Here is a 26,726-nt window from a genome sequence, read left to right as displayed (position 1 = left end):
AAAGGCTCAGAATAAAGATGATGTATCCACACCCCATTATTGCAAAAGAAGGTTGGCCCTATTTGGCGCTAGTGGGGATAGTGACTTTGTTGGTCCACCACTTTGGTGGCATTGCATGGTCCTGGCCTTTATGGATCTTTTTTGTTTTTGTTCTGCAGTTTTTTCGTGACCCGCAGCGTATTCCTGCCTTAGGGCGCGATCTCGTTTTATCTCCAGCTGATGGGCGTATCGTTGTGGTTGAAACTGCAAACGATCCTTATGCTGGTCGCGAAGCCCTCAAAATCAGTGTCTTCATGAATGTGTTTAATGTGCACTCTAACCGCAGCGCTGTCAGTGGCACAGTAAAAGAAATTCAATATTTCCCAGGCAAATTTGTCAATGCAGATTTAGATAAAGCCTCTACGGAGAATGAGCGTAATGCAGTTGTGATTGATGCCAATGGTCAAACGATTACATTGGTTCAGGTTGCTGGCCTCATTGCGCGCCGTATTCTTTGCTACATCCATGTGGGCGATCGCTTAAAAGCAGGTGAGCGTTATGGCTTTATCCGTTTTGGATCTCGTGTAGACGTGTATTTACCCTTAACGGCAGAACCTTTGGTGTCTGTTGGTGATAAAGTCTTTGCAACCAACACTGCTTTGGCGCGTCTGCCAGGCTTAGATTGATTCGCATCTTTTACCAGGATATTCTTTGAGTACATTTCGCCGTCGTGGTCGCATTGATCGCAGTCGCCTCTCCAATAAACGTACAGATTCCACCCCAGAAGAGTGGGTTGACACTTTAGGAGATGGGGTTGATTACGAAGTAGAGGAATTACACGAAAAGCCTCGCCCTCGCGGCAAGGGCATCTATTTATTGCCGAATGCCTTCACTACGGCGGCTTTATTCAGTGGTTTCTTCGCAATTGTGAATGCGATGAACGATCAGTTTCAGGTTGCTGCGATCGCCATATTTGCTTCCCTCGTATTGGATGGTATGGATGGTCGCGTAGCTCGCATGACCAATACCCAAAGCGCATTCGGTGAACAATATGATTCCCTCGCAGACATGGTGTCCTTCGGCGTTGCGCCTGCCTTGGTTGCATATGAGTGGGCTCTGAAAGATTTAGGTAAGTGGGGTTGGTTAGCGGCGTTTACCTATTGTGCAGGCGCTGCCTTGCGTTTGGCTCGCTTCAATGTCAACACTGCAGTAGTTGATAAGAAATTTTTTCAAGGCTTACCAAGTCCTGCGGCCGGTTCTCTGATTGCTGGCTTTATTTGGCTTGCTGACGATAACAAGATTCCGGTACGCGACACTGCAATTCCTTGGATTACCTTTTTGATCGCGGTTTATGCAGGCTTAACGATGGTCTCTAATGCCCGCTTCTATAGCGGTAAGGCCTTAGATGTGCGCTATCGCGTACCCTTTGGTGTCATGGTTCTGATGATCTTGACCTTCGTGTTGATCTCTTCCAACCCACCTTTGACCCTATTTGGTTTATTTGTGGTGTATTCCATCTCGGGATATGTCATTTGGGCCTGGGAACGTCTTAGCGGCAAGCGTTTTAGCTAATTCCCTATTTTTGGGGTATATTGATTCCATGTTGATGAAATTCTCACCTTTAACCAGCCTTTTACTGCTAGCACTGAGCCTTAAGCTTGGGGCGGGTAAGGCCTGAGTTGATGAGATAGAAAAATTCATTAACCACCAATACCAGCCCCAGCAAATTGCTGGGGTTTTTGTTTTTGAGACTGCAATACAGAATTTTTTAAAAATTAGTTAAATCCAAACCGGAGAGTAGTGATGAGCGACAAAGTAATCATTTTTGACACCACCTTACGTGATGGCGAACAATCCCCTGGCGCATCGATGACTAAAGACGAGAAGGTTCGTATTGCTCGTCAGCTTGAGCGTCTCAAGGTGGATGTGATTGAAGCAGGATTCGCCGCGAGCTCTGAGGGCGACTTCCAAGCCATCTCCGCTGTTGCTGCTGCCATTAAGGATTCGATTGTATGTTCCTTGGCAAGAGCAAATGATAAGGACATCACACGCGCCTCAGATGCTTTAAAGGCTGCGAATGCGAAACGTATTCATGCTTTCTTGGCTACTAGTCCATTGCACATGGCCGTGAAGTTGCGCATGTCTCCAGAAGAGGTATTGGAGCAAGCAAAACGCTCCATTCGCTTTGCGAGGAACTTGGCTGCTGATATTGAATTCTCAGCAGAAGATGGCTATCGCTCAGAGATGGACTTCTTATGCAGAGTGGTCGAAGCGGTGATTAATGAAGGTGCCTCTACGATCAATATTCCAGATACTGTTGGTTATGCAACCCCAGAGTTGTATGGTGAGTTCATTAAGACCTTGCGTACCCGCGTGCCTAACTCTGATAAAGCTGTTTGGTCAGTGCATTGTCATAATGACTTAGGTATGGCTGTTGCGAATTCTTTGGCTGGTGTGAAGATTGGTGGAGCGCGTCAAATTGAGTGCACTATCAACGGCTTGGGTGAGCGAGCTGGTAATACTGCTTTAGAGGAAATCGTGATGTCTTTACGTACCCGTAAAGATTACTTTGATATGGTTTGCGGTATCGATGCGACACAAATTGTGCCAGCCTCTAAATTGGTTTCTCAAATTACTGGCTTTGTAGTTCAGCCCAATAAAGCCGTTGTTGGAGCAAATGCCTTTGCCCATGCCTCTGGTATTCATCAGGATGGTATTTTGAAAAATCGCGAGACCTATGAAATCATGCGCGCAGAAGATGTGGGGTGGTCAACCAATAAAATTGTGTTGGGTAAATTATCTGGCCGCAATGCATTTAAACAACGCTTACATGAATTAGGCATCACTGTCGAAGCAGAGGCTGATGTGAATGAGGCTTTTGCACGATTCAAAGCCTTGGCGGATCAAAAAGCAGAAATATTTGATGAGGACATCATTGCAATCATGTCAGATTCAGCCTCTGCTGAAGAGGGCGAGCATTACCACTTCCTCTCCTTGAGTCAACATTCTGAAACTGGCGAACGCCCTAAATCCCGTGTGACCTTCCGCATGGGTGATAAGGAGGTAAGCGCGGAGGCCGAAGGTAATGGTCCGGTAGATGCCAGCTTAAATGCCATTGAAGAGATGGCCAAGAGTGGCGCTGAACAATTACTCTACTCAGTCAATGCTATTACTTCTGGCACCCAATCTCAGGGTGAAGTCACAGTACGCTTGGCAAAAGGTGGTCGAATTGTGAATGGTGTGGGCACTGATCCCGACATCATTGCTGCTTCTGCTAAAGCCTATTTATCTGCATTAAATAAACTTCATGATCCTAGCCAAGTGAAGCTCAATGCGCAGATGACACCCTGAACTCGACATCATCTTTTAAGCTTATTTATTCAAGTCGGTATTTTTATAGTACTTAGTGCCTTTGCCCGTGATTTCTGCAGCAATACCTGAGTCTGTTAGTTGGTACATCAAGACGCCAGGAGCAACGACGGTGGCGTCTTGATAGGCTCCACCATCCTTGTCATATTTGGCCGCGGCAGTAACTTGACCTCCAAAAGTCCAGCCTGAATTGACAAAGTCATTGAGTGCTGCTTCAGTCTGGAAGATAAAAATATTTTGAAATGACTTAATACCAAGACCAATTCCTGCTTGAACTTCAGCCATATCCATGTAAATCGTTTTCTTGGATGCCTTATTAATAACAACCCCAGTTCCTGTTCCGCCTCCAGCAATCAATATCTTCATACCAAAGTTACTAAACGTAGCATACCCACTCGATTGCTCGATGAGATTTTTTGCTTTTGGCTGCGCCCGGTAAAGATCACTCAAGATCTCTTCATTCTTCTTTAGAATCTCTTGCTTTTGCTGAGCTACTGTTTTGCTGGGCCCAAAAATAGAAGAAAATTGAGCATAAGAATGTATCGGTAATAAAAGTATGACACCGCTTACAAGAAGGGAAAGTAATTTATTCATAGTGATGTATTGGTTAATGAAGATGAGTATTAATCAGCCGAGCCACCTAGGGCTAGGTAGAGATTAATTCGTTGGGCTAGGGCATCTACTTGGCCTTGGCGCCAGCTAATATCTGTAGTATTGGTTTTAATGCGTTGTTGCTGAATTTGGCGTTGATCAACTCTGCCAATCTGAAATTCAGATTCCGTGTTTTTCATGACTTGTTTTTGTTGCATCAATTGAGTTTGTAATTGCGAACTACGCTCACGCCAGGTAGCCTCGCCATTGAGCGCATTCTCTACATCATTAAAGGCTGCAAGAACGACTTTGCCGTAATTGGCTAAAGCTGCTTGCGCTTCAGCATTTTGATAAGCAATTTGGGCTTCAATTGCGCCACCTTGGAACAGAGGGAGCGCTACATTGGCACCAACGCCAAAACTGGTGCTGGCACCGTTCACCAGTGTAAAGATTTGGCTATTGATGTACCCATATCCCGCAGTCAAACTAATTTTAGGAAGCCGTGCGAGTCGTTTTTCATCAGCAAGATAGAAGGCGCTATTAACACGTGCTTCAGCAGCAATCAAATCCGGTCTGCGTTCTAATAAATCTGCTGGTAGTCCTGGCTCAACCGGTTTTGGAAGTGCTGGTAATGCAGTCGATTTCAAGGGCTCAGCCTTTGGATAGCGCCCCACCAGAGTCTCTACAGCGCGCAGTGCTTGGTCGCGGGCTAAGGCGCTATTGAGTGCCAGCTCCTGTGCTTGAGCCGCATTAATTTTGGTACTTGCCACATCATTAAAAGAAGATGCACCAATTTTTTCTCGAACTTGTGTCAAGTCGGATATTTTTTGAGATGCGTCAGCATTCTCTTTGGCTAACTGTGCTTGCTCTTGTAGGCTGCGCGCAAGCCACACTGATTTAGCTAAGGTCGCAATCAAAGACAGGCGGGCAGCATCTTGATCGGCATTAATAGCCTTAGAATTTTGTTCTGCGCCTGCAACGGATGTGCGTACGCGACCCCATAGATCCAGTTCCCAGTTGGCGCCGATGTAAAAACCAGTTAGACCAGTTCCACTAGAGCCTACTTTGCTACCGCTATTGCCGATGGCATTAATACCGGGGTACTGTGACCCGCCAGCAGCACTTATGAGGGCCTCAGACTGAGTTCTGCGTGCTGCGATGATACGAATGCTGGGATTGTTCTGTAATGCTTCGGCTACTAAGGCATTTAATTCAGGATCATTAAATTGTTTGAGCCATGCGTCATCTACTGTCACAGCATCTTGCTTGCTAGCTTGATTGGCCTGAAATTGCCTGGGAACGCTAGCATTAGTAATGGATTGATCAACCAGTTCCTGGTTGCTCTTAAGTGGGCTAATGGTGCAAGCACCCAATGCTACTGCCCCTAGCAAATAGAGTGAAGCTTTATGAAACGAGTTCATATGAAATTTATACATCTCTATTTTTAATGTAGTTTTGGAATGATGTAATTGAGCTTAGTGCTAATCCGCAACATCACCTTACGAATGATGTGTAAGAACGCAAGATGATCGGTGTAGACCGCACCATCTCCAACGGCCCCAGCAGGGAGTAATAACTCTGCATGTCGATCATCCATTAGTAACTTCACGGCAAATCGATTGACCGGAATTTCTCTCAAGCCTGTAGTAGGTAGATTGCCGCTCACACTGATTTGACCTTGACCTTCCGCTAGGATGATGGACTCAACCTTTGCCTTGAGGATCTTGCCCGGAAAACTAGGAATGTAAAACTCAGCCTCATTACCGACTTCAATTTGATGCAACTCATTTTGATTAAACAAGGCATAGATTTGCGGCGTGTCTTCCATGAAAGTCATGACTGAAGCTATCGGAAAAGCTGCGACAAAAGCTCCAGGGCGCAACTGCACGTTGACGACGGTGCCATCACTTGGTGCTCGAACAACGGTTTGCTCTAGATCATATTCAGAATGAATAGTTTGTTCGCTAAGTTCTGCTAAATCCGCTTGGGCTTTTTCTAAATCAAAGCGGTTACCCGAACCGCTCTTCACAAGCGCTTCATTTTCTTTTGCGCGCAACTTCGCTAGTTTCAGTTTGGCTTTGAGCGCATTCACTGAAGCTTGATATTGAGTGGGGTCGATCTTGAACAGGACATCTCCTTTTTTGACGCGTTGATTAACTGTTACAGGCACTTCAGTGACACGACCTTTTACTTGACTCACAATGCCAACAGAATTTCTGACAACGACTACATTGCTAGAGGAGGGTGAAAAGATATTCAGTAGCAAGATCAGCGTAATCATTCCCACAACAGGAATCGTAAAAACGATTACTTTTGCTACCGCATTCCAGGGGAGTAATTTGTATTTAAAAAAGATTAACCAAACAATGCCGGCATAGATGCCAAGAATCAGTGCTTCCATGCTTATTTCACCTCTGTATTCTGATCTTCCTGATGCTCTTTATCTATGGGCATGTATTTATCTGTCCCATAGGCAAGCTTGTACATCGTGGGGCGGGTGTACGCCCAAAGATAAGCAAAAGGCCAGAGGAGGCCTCCAAAAAAGAAGGAGAGCAGACACAGGGCATGAATCGCGTCTCGCTGGGGGTGCTCTCTGCGCTTAGCAATGGTATCGGGCAGGATATGGACATACCAAAAGCCAGCAATAAAGCCGACGGGCAGAATGATGAGCACTACCCAAGAGACGATATTGGCAAATCCATCAATCATTTCTGGTGGCAAAAAGGAGGCGTATGAGAGTGATGGCAGCAATAAAAAGGCTAAAAGAGGACTGATGATGAGGGTCTTTTTCATGATTTTGGGCATAAATGGCTAGATATGGGGTTCAAAATGCTGCTTGAGGGTCTAAATTGCTGATTTCTAAGTAATTTATCACGCATTTTTAAAAATGCTTATTAGCCCTGTAAGCAATAAAATCACTTCCAAACATTTCAGGGTCGCAATCCTTCCTCAAAAAAGAGGCAATCTGTTACAATTCGAGGGCTTTGATTTGTAAAGCTTTTTTGTTTTATTTTGTTAATAACGCACGACACAAATTGGGTGAAAGCTCAAGTGTTCGCAAGTAAGGAGTATTAAAAATGGCAGTTGCTGATATTAAAACGGCGGAAATCGTCAAAGAAAACGCGCGTAGCGCAAACGATACGGGTAGTCCTGAAGTGCAAGTTTCATTGCTTACAGCCCGCATCAATGAATTAACCCCCCATTTCAAGGCTAACGCTAAAGACCATCACAGCCGTCGCGGTTTGTTGAAGATGGTTTCACGTCGCCGTCGCCTCTTAGATTACCTCAAAGGCAAAGATTTGGATCGCTATCGCGCATTGATCGACAAATTAGGTCTCCGTAAGTAATTCTTATCAGTATTGCAATGCCATCTCACTTAGGGTTGTTTCTTTCCAGAATCAGTCTTAAGAAGGTGGCATGTTTTTTGAGCGCTTTTAGATTATTTGTGTAGGGGATCTTGTCATTCCAATGAGTTTCTGAATGTGATCAGAGTCTCCCTGGAATGGCATCCCTTGTGATCCGAAATCGCTCCAGTGTTGTCGTGACACTGCTTTATCCCACGACAAGCGTAACGCTCATGTGAGTGTTGCGTGAACAATTTGGAGAAGATCAGAATGACAATGTTTAAAAAAGCAGTAAAAAGTTTTCAATGGGGCAATCATCAAGTAACGATGGAAACTGGTGAGATTGCTCGCCAATCTGGTGGTGCCGTAATCGTCAACGTAGATGACACTGTAGTTATGGGTACGGTAGTTGCTTCAAAGTCTGCAAAGCCAGGCCAATCCTTTTTCCCATTGACAGTGGATTATTTAGAAAAAACTTACGCAGCAGGTAAGATCCCTGGTGGTTTCTTCCGTCGCGAAGGTCGTCCATCTGAAGGTGAGACATTGATTTCCCGCTTGATCGACCGTCCACTGCGTCCACTATTTCCTGAGGGTTTTTTGAATGAAGTTCAGGTTGTAGTGCATGTGTTGTCTATCAACCCAGACGTTCCTGCTGATATTCCTGCTTTGATTGCTGCTTCTGCAGCCTTAGCCGTTTCAGGCATTCCATTTGCTGGCCCAGTTGGCGCAGCACGTGTTGGTTACGCTAACGGTCAATACCTTTTGAATCCAACTCGTACAGAACAAGCTACCAGCGAACTCGATTTGATTGTTGCTGGTACTCAAGCAGCTGTATTGATGGTGGAATCTGAAGCAAACCAATTATCTGAAGATGTGATGTTAGGTGCAGTGGTTTATGGTCATGACCAAATGCAAACCGCGATTAACGCTATCAATGATTTGGTACGTGAAGCTGGCAAGCCAGAATGGGATTGGACTGCCGCCCCTAAAGATGAGCCATTTATTGCTAAGGTCACTGCCTTGGCTGAAGCCCCATTGCGCGAGGCCTATCAGATTCGTCAAAAGGGTGCTCGTTCAGACAAGCTCAAAGAGATTTCTAAAGAAGTTTTGGCGAAGTTATCTGAAGAAGGTGATGTTGATGCCGTTGCTGTTAGCGACATCATGTTTGAAATTGAAGCGAAGATTGTCCGTAGCCAGATTTTGAACGGCGAGCCACGTATTGATGGTCGCGATACACGTACTGTGCGTCCGATTGAAATTCGTAACGGCGTATTGCCGCGTACCCACGGTTCTGCATTGTTTACGCGTGGTGAAACACAGGCTTTGGTTATCGCCACCTTAGGTACTGCACGTGATGAGCAAATCATTGATGCGCTCGAAGGTGAATACCGAGATCGTTTCATGTTCCACTACAACATGCCTCCGTTTGCTACTGGCGAAACTGGTCGTGTAGGTAGCCCAAAGCGTCGTGAAATTGGTCACGGTCGTTTGGCTAAGCGTGCATTGATACCAGTATTACCTAGCCCAGAGGATTTTGCATACAGCATCCGTGTTGTTTCAGAAATCACAGAGTCCAATGGTTCTTCATCTATGGCTTCAGTCTGCGGTGGCTGTTTGGCAATGATGGACGCTGGTGTTCCAGTAAAAGCTCATGTTGCTGGTGTAGCAATGGGCTTGATTTTGGATGGCAATCGTTTTGCCGTGTTGACCGATATCTTGGGTGACGAAGATCACTTAGGCGATATGGACTTCAAGGTAGCAGGTACTGCAAACGGTATTACTGCGCTCCAGATGGATATTAAGGTTCAAGGTATTACAAAAGAAATTATGCAAGTTGCTTTGGCACAAGCAAAAGAAGGTCGTTTGCACATCTTGAGCAAAATGCAAGAAGCTATGGGTTCAGTTCGCACAGAATTGTCTGCTCATGCTCCACGCATGGTGTCATTCAAGATTCATCCAGACAAGATTCGTGAAGTTATTGGCAAGGGTGGCGCAACAATTCAGGCTTTGACTAAAGAAACTGGTTGCAGCATCGATATCAAAGATGACGGAACAGTCACGATTGCTTCCACTAGTGCTGAAGGCATGGCTGAAGCGAAAGCCCGTATCGAAGGTATCACTGCTGAAGCTGAAGTTGGCAAGATCTATGAAGGTCCAGTAGTGAAGTTGCTTGAGTTCGGTGCTTTGGTCAACATTCTTCCTGGTAAAGACGGACTCTTGCATATCTCTGAAATCTCCAATGAGCGTGTAAAAGAAGTTAAAGATTACTTAGCAGAAGGCCAAGTGGTTCGCGTGAAGTTATTAGCCGCTGATGAGCGCGGTCGTTTGCGCTTATCTCTCAAGGCTGCAATGGCTGATGAAGGTGGTTCGATTTCTCCTTTGGCTGGTGCTGCAACTGAAGCCGCTCCAACTGACGAAACTGCTTAAGTTAATTTCAGTCGGAGTTTTCAATGCGCGTAATTGAGATCAAAGAATTTGGTGCGCCAGAAATGCTGGTGCCTAGTGCTCGCCCAGACCCAGCGGTTCCGACTGCTGGAACTGGCGAGGTTTTGATTAAGGTCCTCGCAGCAGGAATTAATCGCCCTGATGTTTTACAGCGCAAGGGTCATTACCCAGTTCCTGCTGGTGCATCCGATATTCCTGGTCTTGAAGTTGCTGGTGAAATTATTGGTGGTGATTTAGTTCACGCAGATAATGCTTTCGGCCTCAAGGTAGGTGACAAGGTTTGCGCCTTAGTTCAAGGCGGTGGTTATGCTGACCTTTGTATTGCACCGATTGCCCAGTGCTTACCTTATCCAACCGGATTTACTGATCAAGAAGCGGCAGCATTGCCTGAAACTTTTTACACCGTCTGGAGTAATGTCTTCATGCGCGGTGAATTGTCAGTAGGTGAAACTCTCTTAGTCCAAGGCGGTTCAAGCGGTATAGGCGTTACCGCTATTTTGCTTGCTAAAGCTATGGGACATAAAGTGTTTGTTACTGCTGGTACCGATGAAAAGTGTGCCGCATGCATAAAGTTGGGCGCTGACCTCGCTATTAACTACAAGACACAAGACTTTGTAGAAGAAGTGAAGAAGGCTACTGACGGTAAAGGTGTTAATGTCATCCTCGATATGGTGACTGGCGCTTATGTGCAGCGTGAAATCGATTGCTTGGCTGATGATGGTCGTATTGTGATCATTGCGATTCAGGGTGGATCGAAAGCGGAAGTGAGTACCAATCAAATTCTGCGACGTCGTTTGACGATTACTGGTTCAACCTTGCGTCCACGCCCAGTATCATTCAAAAAACACATTACCAAACAGTTGCACGATCATGTTTGGCCATTACTTAATGCAGGTAAGTTAAAGCCGGCAATCTATAAAACCTTTACGCTGGATCAAGCGGCAGATGCGCATCGATTGATGGAGTCCTCTGAGCATGTTGGCAAAATAGTTCTCACGGTTTAATTCAATAAAACTTATGCGTCCACTCATCGTCATCGGTAACTGGAAAATGAATGGTAGTCTTGCAAGTAATCAAGATTGGGTTAAAACCGTTGCCCGGGGTATGGAAAGCGGCATGCCTGCTGGTCGCAAGTTTGCTGTATGCCCACCGTCTCCTTATTTAGCTCAGTGCGCTCACTTAATTAAAGAACATTCTTTGGCGTTTTTAAGCCTAGGCGCTCAAGATGTCTCGGCTCAAACTTCTGGTGCTTATACAGGAGAGACAAGCGCCGCTATGCTCAAAGAGCTCGGCTGTCAGTATGTCATTGTTGGCCACTCTGAGCGTCGTCAAATGCATCATGAGGTGGATGAGATTGTTGCAGCAAAGGCACTTCAAGTATTAGATAGCGGTATGACTCCCGTGATCTGTGTTGGTGAGACTGCTGATGAGCGCAATTCTGGCAGAGCTGAAGAGATTGTTTGTGGTCAGATAGCCAAGCAAGTCTCAGTGCTTCAGGATCGATTGGCTGATTGTCTCATCGCTTATGAGCCAGTGTGGGCGATTGGTACTGGCAAGGTTGCCAGTGCGCAGCTTGCTCAAGATATGCATCGTCATATTCGTTTGCAATTGGCTGAGTTTGATGAGGATGTCGCATCACATGTAGGAATTTTGTATGGTGGCAGCATCAAGCCTGACAATGCTGTTGAATTATTTGCCATGCCTGATATTGATGGTGGATTGGTGGGGGGTGCTGCGCTAGACCCTCAAGATTTTCTAGCCATCTGTCAGGCATAGATTTTTTATTTGGAGAGAAGCTGTGGAATGGTTTAAGACTTTATTAATCGTGTTGCAGGTAATTTCAGCTTTGGCTGTGATTTTGCTAGTGCTATTACAGCAAGGCAAGGGCGCTGATATGGGCGCTGCTTTTGGCTCTGGTTCCTCAGGGAGCTTATTTGGCGCTAGCGGTTCGGCCAATTTTTTATCCCATACAACAGCCGTCTTTGCTGCAGTCTTTTTTATCAGCACTTTGGGGATTACTTGGCTTGGTAACAAGAAGGAAGTCAGTCCTGGGGTTCTCTCTGGAACCGTGGCTCCTGCAGTAACGCCAGCTGCTCCGACCGTTCCTGCTCAAGATCCAAGCAAACCAGCAGTTCCTAAGTAAAAAAGTAGGTTTTTACTGATTTTTCTGCCCGATATTTAGGGTGGTTTAGTTGTGCAATGCAGTAGAATTGACAGGTTTTGCAAGATGCCGACGTGGTGAAATTGGTAGACACGCTATCTTGAGGGGGTAGTGGCTTAGGCTGTGCGAGTTCGAGTCTCGCCGTCGGCACCAAGAAATGATGTTTAGCTAGAGTTTTGCTCTAAATCAATAGGTTTAGATGTGGATTATTTGATAATTTGTTTTTTTTGAAGAATCGCCAGAAGAACGACTCAGGACCATTTTGAATCTCGCTAATTACTTTCCTGTTCTGCTTTTTATCCTTGTAGGTATTGGGGTGGGATTAGTCCCCATGTTCCTCGGAAAAATTTTGGCTCCCTCGAAGCCTGATGCCGAAAAACTCTCTCCATATGAGTGCGGTTTTGAAGCCTTCGAAGATGCCCGTATGAAGTTTGACGTGCGCTATTACCTGATTGCTATTCTCTTTATTTTGTTTGATCTTGAAACCGCATTCCTCTTTCCTTGGGGTGTTGCGTTACGAGATCTCGGCTGGTTTGGCTACGCCTCCATGGTGATCTTCCTGTTGGAATTCATTGTGGGATTTGTGTATATCTGGAAAAAGGGCGCTCTCGACTGGGAGTGATCGATATGGCATTAGAAGGCGTTCTCAAAGAAGGATTTGTTACCACTACTGCAGACCAGTTAATTAACTGGACTCGCAACGGCTCTTTATGGCCCATGACCTTTGGTTTGGCCTGTTGCGCAGTGGAAATGATGCACGCTGGCGCATCCCGCTATGACTTAGATCGCTTTGGTGTCGTTTTCCGCCCCTCTCCACGTCAATCTGACTTGATGATTGTTGCTGGTACCTTATGTAACAAGATGGCCCCAGCTTTGCGCAAGGTGTATGACCAAATGCCAGAGCCACGTTGGGTAATCTCTATGGGATCCTGCGCAAATGGCGGTGGTTATTACCATAACTCCTATTCTGTAGTGCGCGGTTGCGACCGCATTGTGCCAGTCGATATTTATGTTCCCGGTTGTCCTCCAACAGCAGAAGCCTTGATTTACGGCGTTATTCAATTGCAATCTAAGATTGCTCGCACCAGCACGATCGCGCGGAAAGCCTAAGCCATGTCAGATCGTTTAGTTCAGCTAGCAGCTAATCTCGAAAAGGTTCTTGGTAAACGCATTCAATCCGTTGAGCTTGCCTTAGGTGAGGTGACTGTTGTACTCAATGCGGAGACCTATTTTGAATCTGTGATGTTGCTGCGGGATGATGCATCATTAGCGTTCGAACAATTGATCGATTTATGTGGCGTTGACTATCAAGACTTCCGTGACGGCGCCTGGAGTGGGCAACGTTTTGGTGTAGTAAGCCATTTACTGTCTATCAAACATAACTGGCGCCTAAGAGTACGGGCTTTCGCTCCTGATGACAGTTATCCACTGCTAGCCTCTATCACCCCAGTTTGGAATTCAGCAAATTGGTTTGAGCGCGAAGCATTCGATCTCTACGGCATTATCTTTGAAGGTCATGAAGACTTGCGTCGCATCTTGACTGACTATGGCTTTATTGGCCATCCATTTAGAAAAGACTTCCCAATCAGTGGCAATGTAGAAATGCGCTATGACCCAGAGTTAAAGCGTGTTGTTTATCAACCAGTCACGATTGAAGCGCGTGAAATTACTCCCCGGATCGTTCGCGAAGAACAGTACGGAGGCCCGGTTTAAGCCATGGCGCAAATTAAGAATTACACCCTCAATTTTGGTCCTCAACATCCTGCGGCGCATGGCGTATTACGTTTAGTGCTTGAGTTAGATGGTGAAGTGATTCAGCGTGCTGATCCGCATATCGGTCTATTGCATCGTGCAACTGAGAAATTAGCTGAGACTCGTACTTGGATTCAGAATGTTCCTTACATGGATCGTTTGGACTATGTGTCCATGATGGCCAATGAGCATGCCTATGTATTAGCCATTGAGAAGTTATTGCAAGTAGACGTTCCATTACGTGCGCAATACATTCGCGTCATGTATGACGAGTTAACTCGTCTGCTAAATCATTTACTTTGGATCGGCTGTCATGGTCTAGACGTTGGTGCAATGGCGGTATTCTTGTATGCCTTCCGTGATCGCGAAGATATTTTCGATATGTACGAAGCGGTATCTGGTGCTCGTATGCATGCTGCTTACTATCGTCCGGGAGGCGTATATCGCGATTTGCCAGATCAAATGGCTCAATACGATAAGTCTAAGATTCGGAACACATCTGCTGTAAAACGCTTGAATCAAAACCGTAGCGGCACCTTGCTTGACTTTATTGAGCAATTTGCTAGCGGCTTTGATGCCAATGTAGATGAGTATTGCAATCTATTAACTGACAACCGCATTTGGAAACAGCGTTTAGTGAATATTGGTGTTGTCACTCCTGAGCGTGCATTGCAGCTGGGCTTTACTGGCCCAATGTTGCGTGGTTCTGGTATTGAGTGGGACTTGCGTAAAAAGCAGCCATATGAAGTGTATGACCGCCTTTATTTTGATATCCCAGTGGGCGTTAATGGCGATTCATACGATCGTTATTTAGTGCGTATGGAAGAGATGCGTCAATCTAACCGCATCATTAAACAATGCGTAGCTTGGTTAAAAGCAAATCCAGGTCCCGTGATGAGCGATAACCATAAGGTTTCTCCACCGAAACGCGTGGACATGAAAACCAATATGGAAGAATTGATTCACCATTTCAAACTCTTTACTGAAGGTATCCATGTACCCAATGGGGAAGCTTACTCTGCGGTTGAGCATCCAAAAGGTGAGTTTGGAATTTACTTGATTTCTGATGGTGCTAATAAGCCATATCGTATGAAGATTCGTGCCCCAGGATTTGTACATCTTTCAGCGATGGATGAGATGTCACGTGGTCACATGTTGGCGGATGCTGTAACCATAATTGGTACGCAGGATATTGTGTTTGGGGAGATTGACCGCTAATTAAGCGTGCCAAGGATGAATTAATGACAACAACTCTTCAACTATCCGACAAAACGCTGGCAGAAATTGCCCGTAACGTTGCTAAATACCCGCCAGAGCAAAAGCAATCTGCCGTGATGGCTTCCTTGATCGCCGCACAAACTGAGGTGGGCTGGGTCTCGCCAGAGGTGATTGCTATCGTTGCACAAATTCTAGAAATGCCGACGATTGCTGTAGAAGAAGTGGCCACTTTTTACAACATGTACAACACCAAGCCAATTGGTAAATATAAGTTGGTGATTTGCACGAATCTGCCCTGTCAATTAACCCATGGTGAAACTTCAGCCAATTACTTGAAAGAAACTTTGGGTATTGGCTTTAACGAAACGACGACTTGTGGCACCTTCACATTAAAAGAGGGTGAGTGCATGGGTGCCTGCGGCGACTCACCGGTTATGCTCGTCAATGACAAGCGTATGTGCAGCTTGATGAGTAAAGAGAAGATTGATACTCTTTTAAGTGAACTCCGTGCAGAAGGGAAAGCAGTATGACTAGCTTGCACGATCGTCACATTAAGCCCTTGATCCTTGCAGGATTGAATGGTGATAACTGGCGCTTAAAGGATTACGAGAGTCGTGGTGGCTACCAGCAGTTACGTCGTTTAATTAATGATAAGGTTGCGCCTGATGCAATCATTGCTGAATTAAAAGCGTCCTCATTGCGTGGTCGTGGTGGTGCAGGCTTTCCAACCGGCTTGAAGTGGAGTTTTATGCCACGTCAATTTCCAGGACAAAAATATTTAGTTTGTAATAGTGACGAAGGTGAGCCGGGGACTTTTAAAGACCGTGACATCATGCGTTACAACCCACATGCCTTGATTGAGGGCATGATTATTGGTGCATACACCATGGGGATTTCAACAGGTTATAACTATATCCACGGCGAAATTTGGGAAGTGTATTCACGTTTCGAAGAGGCTTTAGAAGAGGCGCGTGCTGCTGGTTACTTGGGCGACAAAATTCTAGACAGTGATTTCTCATTTCAATTGCATGCCACGCCAGGTTGGGGTGCTTATATTTGTGGTGAAGAAACCGCTTTGCTTGAATCCTTAGAGGGTAAAAAAGGCCAACCGCGCTTTAAGCCACCATTCCCAGCTAGCTTTGGCTTGTATGGCAAGCCAACTACTATTAACAACACTGAAACATTTGCTGCTGTGCCATTCATTTTGGCTATCGGCGGCCAAGCTTATTTGGATCTTGGTAAACCTAATAACGGTGGAACAAAGATTTTTTCTGTATCGGGTGACGTAGTGCATCCTGGTAACTATGAAATTCCATTGGGCACACCATTTGCAGAGCTCCTAAAGCTTGCTGGTGGTATGCGTGAAGGTAAGGCTTTGAAATCTGTCATTCCTGGTGGATCATCTGCACCGGTAATACCTGGTACGCAGATGATGGATCTGACGATGGATTACGACAGCATTGCGAAAGCAGGATCCATGCTGGGTTCTGGTGCTGTCATTGTGATGAATGAAACCCGTTGTATGGTTCGTGCTTTAGAGCGTCTTTCTTATTTCTATCACGAGGAATCTTGCGGCCAGTGCACACCATGTCGTGAAGGTACTGGATGGCTATGGCGAATTGTGCACCGGATTGAACACGGCCAAGGTCGCCCTGAAGATTTAGATTTATTAAATGATGTTGCTGCCAACATTCAAGGCCGTACGATTTGCGCTTTGGGTGATGCAGCTGCAATGCCAGTGCGTGGCATGTTGAAGCATTACATGGATGAATTTACGTATCACGTAGAACATAAGCGCTGCTTAGATTCTGTAAAACCTTTATAAGTTATTGAGCACGGGACATCTTAAAGTGAGCATGGTAGAAATCGAATTAGATGGTAAGACAGTAGAAGTTCCGCAAGGTTCGATGGTGATGCACGCTGCGAACAAGCTGGGTAGCTACGTACCTCATTTCTGCTATCACAAGAAGTTATCCATTGCTGCTAACTGCCGTATGTGCTTAGTGGAAGTTGAGAAAGCACCAAAACCATTACCTGCTTGCGCTACACCAGTAACCCAAGGCATGAAGGTATTTACCCATTCTGCAAAGGCAGTAGAAGCACAACGCTCAGTGATGGAGTTCTTGCTAATTAACCACCCACTCGATTGCCCCATTTGCGATCAAGGTGGAGAGTGCCAATTACAAGACTTGGCGGTGGGCTACGGTAAATCGAACTCACGTTATGACGAAGAGAAGCGGGTTGTATTTCATAAAAATGTTGGCCCCTTGATCTCGATGCAAGAGATGAGCCGTTGTATTCACTGCACCCGTTGTGTTCGCTTTGGGCAAGAAGTTGCTGGCGTCATGGAATTGGGCATGATTAACCGTGGCGAGCATTCTGAGATCTCGACATTCCTTGGGCAAACAGTGGATTCAGAGTTATCTGGAAACATGATTGATTTGTGCCCAGTAGGCGCACTCACTAGCAAACCATTCCGTTATGAAGCCCGAACTTGGGAGCTAGGTCGCAAGCGTTCAGTAAGCCCACACGATAGCCTGGGTGCCAATACAACAGTGCAAACCAAAGCTAACAAAGTCATGCGAGTGGTTGCTTTGGAGAATGAGGCGATTAATGAATGCTGGATTAGCGACCGTGACCGCTTTTCCTATGAAGGCTTAAATAGCCAAGATCGTATCACTACACCCATGGTCAAGCAGGGTGGTCAGTGGTTAGAAACTGATTGGCAGTCTGCTTTGGATTACGTTGCCCATTCTTTGAAGACGATTTCTGCTGAAAGTGGTGCTCAGTCTATTGGCGCATTAGCCCATCCAATCTCCAGCACCGAAGAATTACATCTCTTGCAAAAGATTGTGCGCGGTCTCGGCTCCGATCAAATTGAAACCCGTTTACGTCAGACTGACATTCATGGTGCAGCATCTGCTCCTTGGTTGGGTATGCCGGTTGCTCACTTAAGCGAACTTGATCGCGCTTTGGTCATTGGTAGCTTCTTAAGAAAAGATCAACCAGTACTTGCTGCGCGTTTGCGCACAGCATCTAAGCGTGGACTGCAGTTATCTCGGATTGACGCCGGTGGTGATGATTGGCTCATTTCAGCTACTGGCATTGCTGCTGCGCCAAGCGCATGGCTAAATACATTAAGTGAAGTAGCTTTGGCAGTTTCTAAAGCCAAGTCAGTCACCGCTCCAGATGGCATTCCAAATATTTCAGTTTCAGCTCAAGCACAAAAGATTGCTGATAGCTTGCTCTCTGGCACTAAGGTAGCGGTATTGATTGGGTCAGCTGCTATTGCCCATCCTCAAGCTTCTGATTTGCATGTCTTGTCACAATTTATTGCTCAGCAAACTGGCGCAACCCTTGGTTTCTTGCCGGTTGGCGGAAATGCGGTTGGCGCATCTTTAGTTAACGCCAATGGTGCAGGTGTTGAATCAGTATTGTCAGGCGATCGTCGTGCCGTGGTCTTGATGAATCTCGAGCCGGACTTTGATTTGCCTAATCCCGAACAGGCTAGAGCAGCTTTGGCTAAAGCCAATACTGTGATTGCCATGACTGCCTATAAATCAGCAGACTTATTAGAATTAGCTGATGTCATTCTGCCAATTACTCCATATACAGAGACCGTTTCTACATTTGTTAATGCGGAAGGTAGAGCTCAGACAGTTCAACCATCTGTTAAACCTTTAGGTGACTCCCGTCCAGCATGGAAGGTCTTGCGTGTACTTGGCGGTCTCTTGAATTTAGATGGCTTCCTCTTTAATTTGCCAGAGGAAGTTTTAGGAGAGGCATTAGGTGATCACTATTGCACCCGTTTGAGCAATCAATCTACTATCAATACAGTAGTAAATGGCAGCTTAGCACCATCCAATGGTCTTGAGCGTGTAACAGATATCAATATCTATGCTGGCGATCAAATTGTTCGTCGTTCATCTGCACTGCATTTAACCCGTGATGCAAAACGTGCCAATCAAGTTGGTTTAGGGCAAGCACTCTTCTCAGAATTTAGTCTGAAAGAGGGGGATGTTGTTCGTGTCACTCAGGGTAGCCAATCCATTGATTTGCCAGCGACTCTAGAATTGAATTTAGCCCCTGGTGCCGTCAGAATTTCTGCGGGTACCGTGGCGAGTACACGATTAGGATCTATGTTCGGTCCTGTTACGGTCAGCAAGGTATAAGGGGGGCAAGATGGGTGATTTCTTGAACCTCATTACCACCCAAGGGGAAGCTATTTTTGGTTCCTTGTGGCCACTCATTTGGGCCTTGGTCCGAATTGTGATTATCGTTTTGCCCATGTTTGCTTGCGTCGCTTACTTGACGCTTTGGGAACGTAAGTTAATTGGTTGGATGCATATTCGTATTGGACCTAACCGGGTTGGACCTTTAGGTTTGTTACAGCCAATCGCTGATGCATTAAAACTCTTGATGAAGGAGATTATTGCTCCTGCACAAGCTAGTAAGGTGCTGTATTTCATTGCGCCAATTATGGTGATCATGCCGGCGTTTGCTGCTTGGGCAGTGATTCCATTTCAAGCCAAGATGGTCTTAGCCGACGTCAATGCTGGCTTGCTTTACATTATGGCAATCTCATCGATTGGTGTTTATGGTGTGATTCTGGCTGGTTGGTCTTCAAACTCCAAGTATCCATTCCTTGGTGCCATGCGCGCATCTGCGCAAATGATTTCATATGAAATCGCCATGGGCTTTGCCTTAGTGACAGTATTGCTAACTTCAGGCTCTTTGAACTTGAGCACTATCGTAGCTTCGCAAGAGCAGGGCTATTTTGCGAGCCTAGGCTTGAATTTTCTCTCTTGGAACTGGTTGCCATTGTTGCCCATGTTCTTGATCTACTTTATCTCTGGCGTTGCTGAAACGAATCGTCATCCGTTTGACGTGGTTGAAGGGGAGTCTGAGATCGTTGCTGGACATATGGTTGAGTATTCCGGCATGTCATTTGCTATGTTCTTCTTGGCTGAATATGCCAATATGATTTTGATTGCAGCAGTAGCATCCATCATGTTCTTAGGTGGTTGGTTGCCAATCGTTGATTTGCCTATCTTGCGTGATATCCCAGGATTCTTTTGGTTGTTCGGCAAAACTTTCTTCTTGCTGTCTTGCGTTATTTGGTTGCGTGCGACATTACCTCGCTATCGTTATGACCAGATTATGCGTTTGGGCTGGAAGATCTTTATTCCCATCTCAGTATTTTGGGTGGTTGTTATCGGCGCGTGGGTCGTATCCCCATGGAATATTTGGAAATAAGTTGATCAATCATGTTTAAGAAAATTTCCCAATTCCTTGATAGCTTGATGCTCAAAGACATCTTGACTGGCATGTCAATTACTGGTCGTTATCTCTTTAAGCCCAAAATTACTATTCAATACCCTGAAGAAAAGACGCCTTTATCACCGCGTTTTCGTGGCTTGCATGCATTGCGTCGTTATGAAAATGGAGAAGAGCGTTGTATTGGTTGCAAACTCTGTGAAGCAGTATGCCCAGCATACGCCATCACTATTGAGACAGCAGAGCGTGATGACGGTACCCGTCGTACTTCTCGTTATGACATTGATTTAACGAAATGTATTTTCTGCGGCTTCTGTGAGGAGGCTTGCCCTGTAGACGCCATTGTCGAAACCAATATCTTTGAATATTTTGGTGACAAACGGGGTGATCTGTATTTCACGAAAGAAATGCTCTTGGCTGTAGGTGATAAGTATGAAAAAGACATTGCCGCTAACCGCGCTATTGACGCACCTTATCGCTAATCGAATCGAGCACCTATCACTATGACATTCGATCCCTCCACTTTATTTGCTGTTTTCTTCTATGGCTTTGCAGGCCTATTGGTTATTTCTGCATTGCGCGTGATTACAGCGCGTAACCCAGTGCATGCCGCTCTGTTTTTAGTATTGGCCTTCTTCTGTGCTTCTGGTCTTTGGATGTTGCTCAAAGCTGAATTCTTAAGCTTGGCTTTGATCTTGGTCTATGTTGGGGCGGTGATGGTCTTGTTCCTGTTCGTAGTGATGATGCTCGACCTTGATCTGGAGCATTTACGCCGTGACTTTAAGAAATATCTGCCGGTCGCTTTCTTAATGGGTGCAGTGATTGTGCTTGAGTTATCAATCGTCATTATTCGCAGCTTCATTGGCACTAATGCACCTGTGCAGCCAATGCCTGAAGAAGTGATGGCCAATAATACCCAAGCATTGGGTATGCTGATCTTTGGTGACTATGTCTACGCCTTCGAAGTTGCCGGTGTGATCTTGTTGGTAGCCATTATTGCGGCAGTTGCCTTGACTCTCCGTAATCGTAAAGACTCCAAGTCGCAGAATATTCATGAGCAAGTGAATGTGGTTGCTGCAGATCGCATGCGCATTGTCAAAATGGGTTCAGACATGGCAGCAAAACAAGACGTTAGAGGAGGGAAGTAATGAATATCACTCTAGCGCACTACTTGGTACTGGGTGCGATCTTATTCGCAACTAGTGTTATTGGAATTTTCCTGAACCGCAAGAACGTGATCGTGCTGTTGATGGCTATTGAATTGATGTTGCTTGCGGTCAACATGAACTTTGTTGCCTTCTCGCATTATTTGGGTGATATGGCAGGTCAAGTATTCGTATTCTTTATTCTGACTGTAGCAGCTGCTGAAGCAGCTATCGGTTTGGCAATTCTGGTTGTGCTCTTCCGTAAGGTTGACACCATTAATGCCGAAGACCTTGACCACCTCAAAGGCTAGTCATGCAATTGACCTTAAATATTCCTTTACTCTGCGCAATTCCATTGGCTCCTTTAGTGGGTTCAATCATTGCCGGCTTCTTTGGCACCAAGTTAGGTGGTAATCGCATTGGTCGCGGCGCAAGTCAGTTTGTCACTATTTTAGGCGTAACGATTGCTTTCATTCTGTCATGTAATGTTTTGTCGCAAGTCATGGATGGTTTCTACTTCAACGGCACCGTCTATCGTTGGATGCAATTAGGTGAACTCAATTTAGATATTGGCTTTCTAATCGATCCTTTGACAGCAACCATGATGTGCGTGGTGACCTTTGTGTCCTTAATGGTCCATATCTACACCATTGGCTATATGCAAGGCGAAGAGGGCTACAACCGCTTCTTCTCTTACATTTCCTTGTTTACTTTTGCCATGTTGATGTTGGTAATGAGTAATAACCTCTTGCAACTCTTCTTTGGTTGGGAGGCCGTAGGTGTTGTGTCTTATCTTTTAATTGGCTTCTATTTTGAGCGTCAATCAGCGGTATTTGCCAACATGAAGGCTTTCTTGGTGAATCGCGTAGGCGACTTTGGTTTTATTCTTGGCATTGGGCTATTACTAGCGAGCACAGGCTCAATGCAATATGACGTGATCTTCGCGCAAAATACTGCTTTAGCTGCGCAAACATTGCCTGGTACCGGCTGGAATCTGTTAACGGTTGCTTGTATTTGCTTATTCATCGGTGCTATGGGTAAATCAGCTCAGTTCCCATTGCATGTCTGGCTACCTGATTCCATGGAAGGCCCAACCCCAATTTCTGCTTTGATTCATGCTGCAACCATGGTAACTGCTGGCATCTTCATGGTCTCACGCATGTCACCATTATTTGAGCTCTCCGATGTTGCCTTGAGCTTCATTTTGGTTATCGGCTCTATTACCGCGCTTTTTATGGGTTTCTTGGGGATTGTGCAAAACGATATCAAGCGCGTTGTGGCGTATTCCACATTGTCGCAATTGGGTTACATGACGGTAGCTTTAGGTGTATCTGCATATCCAGTTGCTATCTTCCACTTAATGACGCATGCTTTTTTTAAGGCCCTGTTGTTCCTTGCTGCTGGTAGCGTTATCTTGGGCATGCACCATGAGCAAGATATGCGCAAGATGGGCGGTCTTTGGAAATATATGCCTGTTACTTGCCTGATGATGCTATTGGGTAATTTGGCTTTAATCGGCACACCATTCTTCTCTGGTTTCTACTCTAAAGATTCCATCATTGAAGCGGTTGCTGCAAGCCATATTCCTGGTTCAGGATTTGCTTACTTTGCAGTTATGGCAAGTGTATTTGTCACGGCTTTATATTCCTTCCGTTTGTATTTCTGGGTTTTCCATGGCAAAGCACGTTGGGGTCATGCCGATTCACATGATCACCATCACGATCATGCAGAGCAGGGTGATGATCACGCTCACCACGGATTATCCCCAGGTGAGAAGCCGCATGAATCTCCTTTAGTAGTGACCTTGCCTTTGATTCTTTTGGCTATTCCATCGGTGATTATTGGTTTCTACACTATTAGCCCATTATTGTTTGGCACTTTTTTTGGCGATTCCATCTTCATTGATTTGGCTCGTCACCCAGTAATGAAAGAACTTGAAGATGAATTCCATGGCCCAATCGCCATGGCAATACATGCATTTACTTCTCCTGTATTAGGTCTAGTAGTGCTTGGCGTTTTAACGGCTGCCATTGGTTATCTCTGGGCTCCGAAGTTGCCTGCAGTTGTTGCGCAAATATTTGCTCCACTCACAAAATTATTTGATAACAAATACTATTTAGATGATTTGAACCAAGCTGTATTTGCTAAAGGTCTGATTTGGATTGGTAGTGTCTTGTGGCATCGCGGCGATCAAAAGGTTATAGATGGATTTTTTGTGAACGGCAGCGCCTATACAGTAGGACGCTTTGCTGGCGTGATTCGTCATTTGCAATCCGGTTATGTTTACCACTATGCGTTTGCAATGATTGCAGGCCTTGCGGTATTACTAGCTTGGGTTTTGTATGCTTACCTGCCTTTTGTTCGATAGGCCTTTGTTACTTAAGTAGCCACTATGATTCTTTCTTACGCCATTTGGACCCCAATTGTTTTTGGACTCATTATTTTGTTTTATGGGTCTGAGAAACCGTCTGCTGGAGTACGGTGGTTAGCCCTCATCGGTTCTATTGTTGGATTTATTGCAACTCTTCCCTTGATTATTAATTTTGATATTGCCAATCCAGGGATGCAGTTTGTAGAGAAGATCAGCTGGATTCCGCGCTATGACATTAATTATTTCCTTGGTATCGATGGTATTTCCGTTTGGTTCATCGTACTGACTGCCTTCATCAATATTTTTGTCGTGATCGCTGCTTGGGAGGTTATTGATACTAAGGTTTCACAGTACATGGCTTCGTTCATGATCCTATCGGGATTGATGATTGGTGTTTTCTGTGCGCTTGATGCCTTATTGTTTTATGTCTTCTTTGAAGCAACCTTGATTCCGATGTACATCATCATTGGTGTGTGGGGTGGTCAGAACCGGATCTATGCGGCTTTCAAGTTTTTCTTATACACCTTGCTTGGCTCCTTATTGACCTTAGTAGCCATGCTTTATCTTTATAACGTCACCAATAGCTTTGATATTTTGGTTTGGCAAAATGCTCGGCTCGATATCGTTGAGCAAATCCTACTGTTCTTTGCATTCTTCATGGCCTTTGCAGTGAAAGTGCCCATGTGGCCACTGCATACCTGGTTACCAGACGTTCACGTGGAGGCACCTACTGGTGGTTCTGTAGTGTTGGCTGCAATCATGCTGAAACTCGGGGCTTATGGCTTCCTTCGTTTCTCACTGCCAATAGCGCCAGATGCAAGTCAATATCTTGGCCCCTTTGTGATATTCCTCTCTTTGGTGGCTGTGATTTATGTCGGCGCAGTGGCCTTAGTTCAAAAAGATATGAAAAAGCTGGTTGCTTATTCATCTGTGGCTCATATGGGATTTGTTACTCTCGGCTTCTTCCTCTTTAGCCCATTAGGTATTGAGGGTGGCATCGTGCAAATGATTTCACACGGTTTTGTGGCTGGTGCGATGTTCCTGTCTATTGGTGTTTTATATGACCGGATGCATACCCGTCAAATTGCAGATTACGGTGGCGTAGTACACCGTATGCCGGCTTTTACTGCTTTTGCAGTTTTGATGGCCATGGCTAACTGCGGATTACCAGCTACATCAGGCTTCGTTGGCGAATTCATGGTGATATTGGCTGCAGTTGATTACGACTTTGTGATCGGTGTCTTAGCAGCAACTGCATTGATCCTTGGAGCTGCCTATTCATTGTGGATGGTCAAACGCGTATTTTTTGGCACTATCAACAACGTACATGTTGAGGAACTCAAAGATCTCAATGCCCGTGAATATTTCATGATGACTGTATTGACGATCTGTGTGATTGGAATGGGTGTATATCCAAAACCATTTACCGACATCATTCATCCAGCCGTAATCAATCTGCTGCAGCATGTTGCTGTTAGCAAACTCTGAGTAAAAGCAAATGCAAGCATTCGACCTATACGCTATCCTGCCGGAACTCGTTTTACTGATTGCTACCTGCTTATTGCTGGTAGCCAGTGTTTATGTTCGCGAAACAGTCACTTCAACCCCTGGAGTTGAGCAAGATATTTTCCATACACCGCGTGGTGTAGGTTTTGTTTATTTCTTCTCTTTAATTCTGTTGATTTATTTGATTTTTGCTTTTGTGGGTCGTTTGGGTGACGTGTCTTTAGTGGCAATGAACGGCTTATTCCAGTCCGACCCTTTGTCAAATCTGCTCAAAGCATGTTCTTGTGCTGCGGTATTAGTGAGCTTGATTTATTCCAAGCAATATTTATCGGATCGCGCTTTATTCCGTCCAGACTTTATTGTGCTGGTGCTGTTGGCTCTATTGGGTCAACTGGTATTAATCTCAGGCGCGAATCTCTTAACCCTTTATCTTGGTCTCGAGCTCATGGCTTTGCCGATGTATGCCTTGGTCGCGATGCGCCATACTAGTGAGAAAAGTGTAGAGGCTGGTATTAAGTATTTCATCCTAGGAGCTCTTGCTTCAGGCTTTCTACTGTACGGTATGTCCATGCTGTATGGCGTGACGGGTTCTTTAGATTTAATTGAGATTTTCAAAACAGTTGCTGACCCTCGCGTTAACCATTTAGTCATGGCTTTTGGTCTGGTATTTATTGTTTCTGGTTTGGCATTCAAGTTAGGCGTTGTACCTTTCCACATGTGGGTTCCTGATGTTTATCAAGGTGCGCCTACTGCAGTTACCCTCATGATTGCTGCGGCCCCTAAGTTAGCGGCATTTGCATTGTTATTCCGTTTATTGATTAATACCTTATTGCCGTTGATGGGCGACTGGCAGCCAATGTTAGTACTGTTGGCTGTTCTATCCTTAGTTGTTGGCAACGTGACTGCGATTGCTCAGACTAACGTGAAACGCATGCTGGCTTACTCAGCGATTGCGCAGATGGGTTTTGTACTGCTTGGCATGTTGTCGGTGTTTGATGATCACGCCTTTAGTGCATCGATGTTTTACGCTATTACGTATGTTTTGACTACCTTGGGTACCTTCGGTCTCTTGATGGCGCTCTCGCGCAAAGGATATGACTGTGAGACCTTAGAAGGGCTCAAAGGTTTAAATAAGCAACATCCTTGGTTTGCATTTATTGGCTTAGTCATGATGTTCTCATTGGCAGGTATTCCGCCTACAGTTGGTTTTGCAGCTAAATTGGGCATACTAGAAGCCTTGGTGGATGCGGAGCATACCTTCTTAGCTGTCATTGCCGTAATGGCCTCTTTGATCGGTGCTTTCTATTACTTGAGAGTGGTAAAAGTCATGTACTTTGATGAACCATCTTACGAAGTTACAGTCTCAGGCTCTGCATTTGCCAAGGGATTATTGAGTCTGAACACGATCTTGGTTTTATTAATCGGTATTATTCCTGCCGGATTGATGAGTGTTTGCTTAGATGCAATGCGCCGAACTTTATTGGGCTCATAATTTCATTGGCTGGATGAATTAAAGGCTCCCATGGGGGCCTTTCTTGTTTTAGGTAGCTGGTATGACATTTGAATGA

The 26,726-nt window shown here is 45.3% G+C and carries 26 protein-coding genes and 1 tRNA gene; 23 read left to right on the top strand and 4 right to left on the bottom strand.

Annotated features, from left to right (window positions below; all coding sequences use genetic code 11):
* Positions 1–17: 17 nt before the first annotated feature.
* The 3 genes from ICN21_RS06800 to ICN21_RS06790 all read left to right on the top strand — a co-directional run bounded on the left by ICN21_RS06800 (position 18) and on the right by ICN21_RS06790 (position 3,330).
* Positions 18–665, top strand: a complete 648-nt coding sequence (locus tag ICN21_RS06800) for a phosphatidylserine decarboxylase (RefSeq protein ID WP_216177786.1) — start codon at positions 18–20, stop codon at positions 663–665.
* Positions 666–690: 25 nt separating this feature from the next.
* Positions 691–1,551 (top strand): CDP-diacylglycerol--serine O-phosphatidyltransferase, encoded by an 861-nt coding sequence (pssA, locus tag ICN21_RS06795; protein WP_215320394.1) that lies wholly within the window; start codon positions 691–693, stop codon positions 1,549–1,551.
* Between the two features lie 231 nt (positions 1,552–1,782).
* Positions 1,783–3,330, top strand: a complete 1,548-nt coding sequence (locus ICN21_RS06790; RefSeq protein WP_216177784.1) for a 2-isopropylmalate synthase — start codon at positions 1,783–1,785, stop codon at positions 3,328–3,330.
* A 21-nt stretch (positions 3,331–3,351) separates the two neighbouring features.
* Here ICN21_RS06790 and ICN21_RS06785 read toward each other — a convergent pair whose 3' ends face one another.
* From ICN21_RS06785 to ICN21_RS06770, 4 genes are read right to left on the bottom strand one after another with little or no spacing between them, the layout of a single operon-like run.
* The gene (locus ICN21_RS06785; RefSeq protein ID WP_216177783.1) at positions 3,352–3,942 is read right to left on the bottom strand and encodes a YSC84-related protein; all 591 of its coding nucleotides are present in this window, start codon (positions 3,940–3,942) and stop codon (positions 3,352–3,354) included.
* 29 nt (positions 3,943–3,971) lie between these two features.
* Positions 3,972–5,360 (bottom strand): efflux transporter outer membrane subunit, encoded by a 1,389-nt coding sequence (locus ICN21_RS06780; RefSeq protein ID WP_216177782.1) that lies wholly within the window; start codon positions 5,358–5,360, stop codon positions 3,972–3,974.
* Between the two features lie 23 nt (positions 5,361–5,383).
* Complete coding sequence (locus ICN21_RS06775) at positions 5,384–6,340, bottom strand: HlyD family secretion protein (protein WP_215296958.1); 957 nt, start codon at positions 6,338–6,340, stop codon at positions 5,384–5,386.
* Between the two features lie 2 nt (positions 6,341–6,342).
* Positions 6,343–6,732, bottom strand: coding sequence for a DUF3302 domain-containing protein (locus ICN21_RS06770; RefSeq protein ID WP_215320404.1), 390 nt, complete (start codon positions 6,730–6,732; stop codon positions 6,343–6,345).
* Between the two features lie 284 nt (positions 6,733–7,016).
* On the opposite strand from ICN21_RS06770, the gene rpsO reads away from it, so the two are divergent.
* The 20 genes from rpsO to nuoN all read left to right on the top strand — a co-directional run bounded on the left by rpsO (position 7,017) and on the right by nuoN (position 26,650).
* Positions 7,017–7,286, top strand: a complete 270-nt coding sequence (gene rpsO, locus ICN21_RS06765; RefSeq protein WP_068948469.1) for a 30S ribosomal protein S15 — start codon at positions 7,017–7,019, stop codon at positions 7,284–7,286.
* Positions 7,287–7,553: 267 nt separating this feature from the next.
* Positions 7,554–9,710, top strand: a complete 2,157-nt coding sequence (pnp, locus tag ICN21_RS06760; RefSeq protein ID WP_216177780.1) for a polyribonucleotide nucleotidyltransferase — start codon at positions 7,554–7,556, stop codon at positions 9,708–9,710.
* Between the two features lie 23 nt (positions 9,711–9,733).
* Positions 9,734–10,732 (top strand): NAD(P)H-quinone oxidoreductase, encoded by a 999-nt coding sequence (locus tag ICN21_RS06755; protein WP_216177778.1) that lies wholly within the window; start codon positions 9,734–9,736, stop codon positions 10,730–10,732.
* A gap of 13 nt (positions 10,733–10,745) precedes the next feature.
* A complete protein-coding gene (gene tpiA / locus ICN21_RS06750) occupies positions 10,746–11,504 on the top strand; it encodes a triose-phosphate isomerase (protein ID WP_216127463.1) in 759 nt (252 codons plus the stop codon).
* Between the two features lie 22 nt (positions 11,505–11,526).
* Positions 11,527–11,871: a preprotein translocase subunit SecG gene (secG, locus tag ICN21_RS06745; RefSeq protein WP_216177775.1), complete on the top strand. Its 345-nt coding sequence runs from the start codon at positions 11,527–11,529 to the stop codon at positions 11,869–11,871.
* An 86-nt stretch (positions 11,872–11,957) separates the two neighbouring features.
* Positions 11,958–12,042, top strand: a tRNA-Leu gene (locus ICN21_RS06740).
* 109 nt (positions 12,043–12,151) lie between these two features.
* A complete protein-coding gene (locus ICN21_RS06735; RefSeq protein ID WP_068948474.1) occupies positions 12,152–12,511 on the top strand; it encodes an NADH-quinone oxidoreductase subunit A in 360 nt (119 codons plus the stop codon).
* A gap of 5 nt (positions 12,512–12,516) precedes the next feature.
* Positions 12,517–12,999: an NADH-quinone oxidoreductase subunit B family protein gene (locus tag ICN21_RS06730; RefSeq protein WP_215296970.1), complete on the top strand. Its 483-nt coding sequence runs from the start codon at positions 12,517–12,519 to the stop codon at positions 12,997–12,999.
* 3 nt (positions 13,000–13,002) lie between these two features.
* Positions 13,003–13,602 carry an NADH-quinone oxidoreductase subunit C gene (locus ICN21_RS06725; RefSeq protein ID WP_216177773.1) on the top strand — a complete coding sequence of 200 codons (600 nt, stop codon included), beginning with the start codon at positions 13,003–13,005 and terminating at the stop codon, positions 13,600–13,602.
* 3 nt (positions 13,603–13,605) lie between these two features.
* Positions 13,606–14,859, top strand: coding sequence for an NADH-quinone oxidoreductase subunit D (locus tag ICN21_RS06720; protein WP_216177771.1), 1,254 nt, complete (start codon positions 13,606–13,608; stop codon positions 14,857–14,859).
* A 23-nt stretch (positions 14,860–14,882) separates the two neighbouring features.
* Positions 14,883–15,389 carry an NADH-quinone oxidoreductase subunit NuoE gene (gene nuoE / locus ICN21_RS06715; protein ID WP_216177770.1) on the top strand — a complete coding sequence of 169 codons (507 nt, stop codon included), beginning with the start codon at positions 14,883–14,885 and terminating at the stop codon, positions 15,387–15,389.
* On the top strand, positions 15,386–16,684 hold the full coding sequence (gene nuoF / locus ICN21_RS06710) for an NADH-quinone oxidoreductase subunit NuoF (protein WP_216177768.1): 1,299 nt from the start codon (positions 15,386–15,388) through the stop codon (positions 16,682–16,684). The genes nuoE and nuoF overlap by 4 nt, the downstream gene beginning before the upstream one ends.
* Before the next feature lie 31 nt (positions 16,685–16,715).
* Positions 16,716–19,031 carry an NADH-quinone oxidoreductase subunit NuoG gene (nuoG, locus tag ICN21_RS06705; protein WP_216177766.1) on the top strand — a complete coding sequence of 772 codons (2,316 nt, stop codon included), beginning with the start codon at positions 16,716–16,718 and terminating at the stop codon, positions 19,029–19,031.
* A 10-nt stretch (positions 19,032–19,041) separates the two neighbouring features.
* Entirely contained in the window at positions 19,042–20,115 is a 1,074-nt protein-coding gene (gene nuoH, locus ICN21_RS06700) for an NADH-quinone oxidoreductase subunit NuoH (RefSeq protein ID WP_216177764.1), read from the top strand.
* Positions 20,116–20,126: 11 nt separating this feature from the next.
* Positions 20,127–20,618, top strand: a complete 492-nt coding sequence (nuoI, locus tag ICN21_RS06695; protein ID WP_215296983.1) for an NADH-quinone oxidoreductase subunit NuoI — start codon at positions 20,127–20,129, stop codon at positions 20,616–20,618.
* 21 nt (positions 20,619–20,639) lie between these two features.
* Positions 20,640–21,284, top strand: a complete 645-nt coding sequence (locus ICN21_RS06690) for an NADH-quinone oxidoreductase subunit J (RefSeq protein WP_215296985.1) — start codon at positions 20,640–20,642, stop codon at positions 21,282–21,284.
* A complete protein-coding gene (gene nuoK / locus ICN21_RS06685; RefSeq protein ID WP_215291988.1) occupies positions 21,284–21,592 on the top strand; it encodes an NADH-quinone oxidoreductase subunit NuoK in 309 nt (102 codons plus the stop codon). The genes ICN21_RS06690 and nuoK overlap by 1 nt, the downstream gene beginning before the upstream one ends.
* A 2-nt stretch (positions 21,593–21,594) precedes the next feature.
* On the top strand, positions 21,595–23,649 hold the full coding sequence (nuoL, locus tag ICN21_RS06680; protein ID WP_216177762.1) for an NADH-quinone oxidoreductase subunit L: 2,055 nt from the start codon (positions 21,595–21,597) through the stop codon (positions 23,647–23,649).
* Positions 23,650–23,673: 24 nt separating this feature from the next.
* Positions 23,674–25,140: an NADH-quinone oxidoreductase subunit M gene (locus ICN21_RS06675; protein WP_216177760.1), complete on the top strand. Its 1,467-nt coding sequence runs from the start codon at positions 23,674–23,676 to the stop codon at positions 25,138–25,140.
* Between the two features lie 10 nt (positions 25,141–25,150).
* Positions 25,151–26,650: an NADH-quinone oxidoreductase subunit NuoN gene (gene nuoN / locus ICN21_RS06670; protein ID WP_216177758.1), complete on the top strand. Its 1,500-nt coding sequence runs from the start codon at positions 25,151–25,153 to the stop codon at positions 26,648–26,650.
* Positions 26,651–26,726: the final 76 nt, after the last annotated feature.

It is taken from the genome of Polynucleobacter sp. AP-Feld-500C-C5, assembly GCF_018882265.1.
Taxonomy (GTDB): domain Bacteria; phylum Pseudomonadota; class Gammaproteobacteria; order Burkholderiales; family Burkholderiaceae; genus Polynucleobacter.
This window is presented reverse-complemented; position numbering and strand designations above follow the sequence as displayed.

Bases quoted from the DNA above. Each gene is read 5' to 3' on its own strand.
- nuoG (WP_216177766.1), top strand. From the start codon at position 16,716: ATGGTAGAAATCGAATTAGATGGTAAGACAGTAGAAGTTCCGCAAGGT.
- ICN21_RS06775 (WP_215296958.1), bottom strand. From the start codon at position 6,340: ATGGAAGCACTGATTCTTGGCATCTATGCCGGCATTGTTTGGTTAATC.
- nuoE (WP_216177770.1), top strand. From the start codon at position 14,883: ATGACAACAACTCTTCAACTATCCGACAAAACGCTGGCAGAAATTGCC.
- ICN21_RS06730 (WP_215296970.1), top strand. From the start codon at position 12,517: ATGGCATTAGAAGGCGTTCTCAAAGAAGGATTTGTTACCACTACTGCA.
- ICN21_RS06800 (WP_216177786.1), top strand. From the start codon at position 18: ATGATGTATCCACACCCCATTATTGCAAAAGAAGGTTGGCCCTATTTG.
- ICN21_RS06720 (WP_216177771.1), top strand. From the start codon at position 13,606: ATGGCGCAAATTAAGAATTACACCCTCAATTTTGGTCCTCAACATCCT.
- ICN21_RS06770 (WP_215320404.1), bottom strand. From the start codon at position 6,732: ATGAAAAAGACCCTCATCATCAGTCCTCTTTTAGCCTTTTTATTGCTG.
- nuoN (WP_216177758.1), top strand. From the start codon at position 25,151: ATGCAAGCATTCGACCTATACGCTATCCTGCCGGAACTCGTTTTACTG.
- nuoL (WP_216177762.1), top strand. From the start codon at position 21,595: ATGCAATTGACCTTAAATATTCCTTTACTCTGCGCAATTCCATTGGCT.
- tpiA (WP_216127463.1), top strand. From the start codon at position 10,746: ATGCGTCCACTCATCGTCATCGGTAACTGGAAAATGAATGGTAGTCTT.
- ICN21_RS06785 (WP_216177783.1), bottom strand. From the start codon at position 3,942: ATGAATAAATTACTTTCCCTTCTTGTAAGCGGTGTCATACTTTTATTA.
- rpsO (WP_068948469.1), top strand. From the start codon at position 7,017: ATGGCAGTTGCTGATATTAAAACGGCGGAAATCGTCAAAGAAAACGCG.
- ICN21_RS06755 (WP_216177778.1), top strand. From the start codon at position 9,734: ATGCGCGTAATTGAGATCAAAGAATTTGGTGCGCCAGAAATGCTGGTG.
- ICN21_RS06675 (WP_216177760.1), top strand. From the start codon at position 23,674: ATGATTCTTTCTTACGCCATTTGGACCCCAATTGTTTTTGGACTCATT.
- nuoK (WP_215291988.1), top strand. From the start codon at position 21,284: ATGAATATCACTCTAGCGCACTACTTGGTACTGGGTGCGATCTTATTC.
- ICN21_RS06725 (WP_216177773.1), top strand. From the start codon at position 13,003: ATGTCAGATCGTTTAGTTCAGCTAGCAGCTAATCTCGAAAAGGTTCTT.
- ICN21_RS06790 (WP_216177784.1), top strand. From the start codon at position 1,783: ATGAGCGACAAAGTAATCATTTTTGACACCACCTTACGTGATGGCGAA.
- nuoF (WP_216177768.1), top strand. From the start codon at position 15,386: ATGACTAGCTTGCACGATCGTCACATTAAGCCCTTGATCCTTGCAGGA.
- nuoI (WP_215296983.1), top strand. From the start codon at position 20,127: ATGTTTAAGAAAATTTCCCAATTCCTTGATAGCTTGATGCTCAAAGAC.
- pnp (WP_216177780.1), top strand. From the start codon at position 7,554: ATGACAATGTTTAAAAAAGCAGTAAAAAGTTTTCAATGGGGCAATCAT.
- ICN21_RS06690 (WP_215296985.1), top strand. From the start codon at position 20,640: ATGACATTCGATCCCTCCACTTTATTTGCTGTTTTCTTCTATGGCTTT.
- ICN21_RS06780 (WP_216177782.1), bottom strand. From the start codon at position 5,360: ATGAACTCGTTTCATAAAGCTTCACTCTATTTGCTAGGGGCAGTAGCA.
- nuoH (WP_216177764.1), top strand. From the start codon at position 19,042: ATGGGTGATTTCTTGAACCTCATTACCACCCAAGGGGAAGCTATTTTT.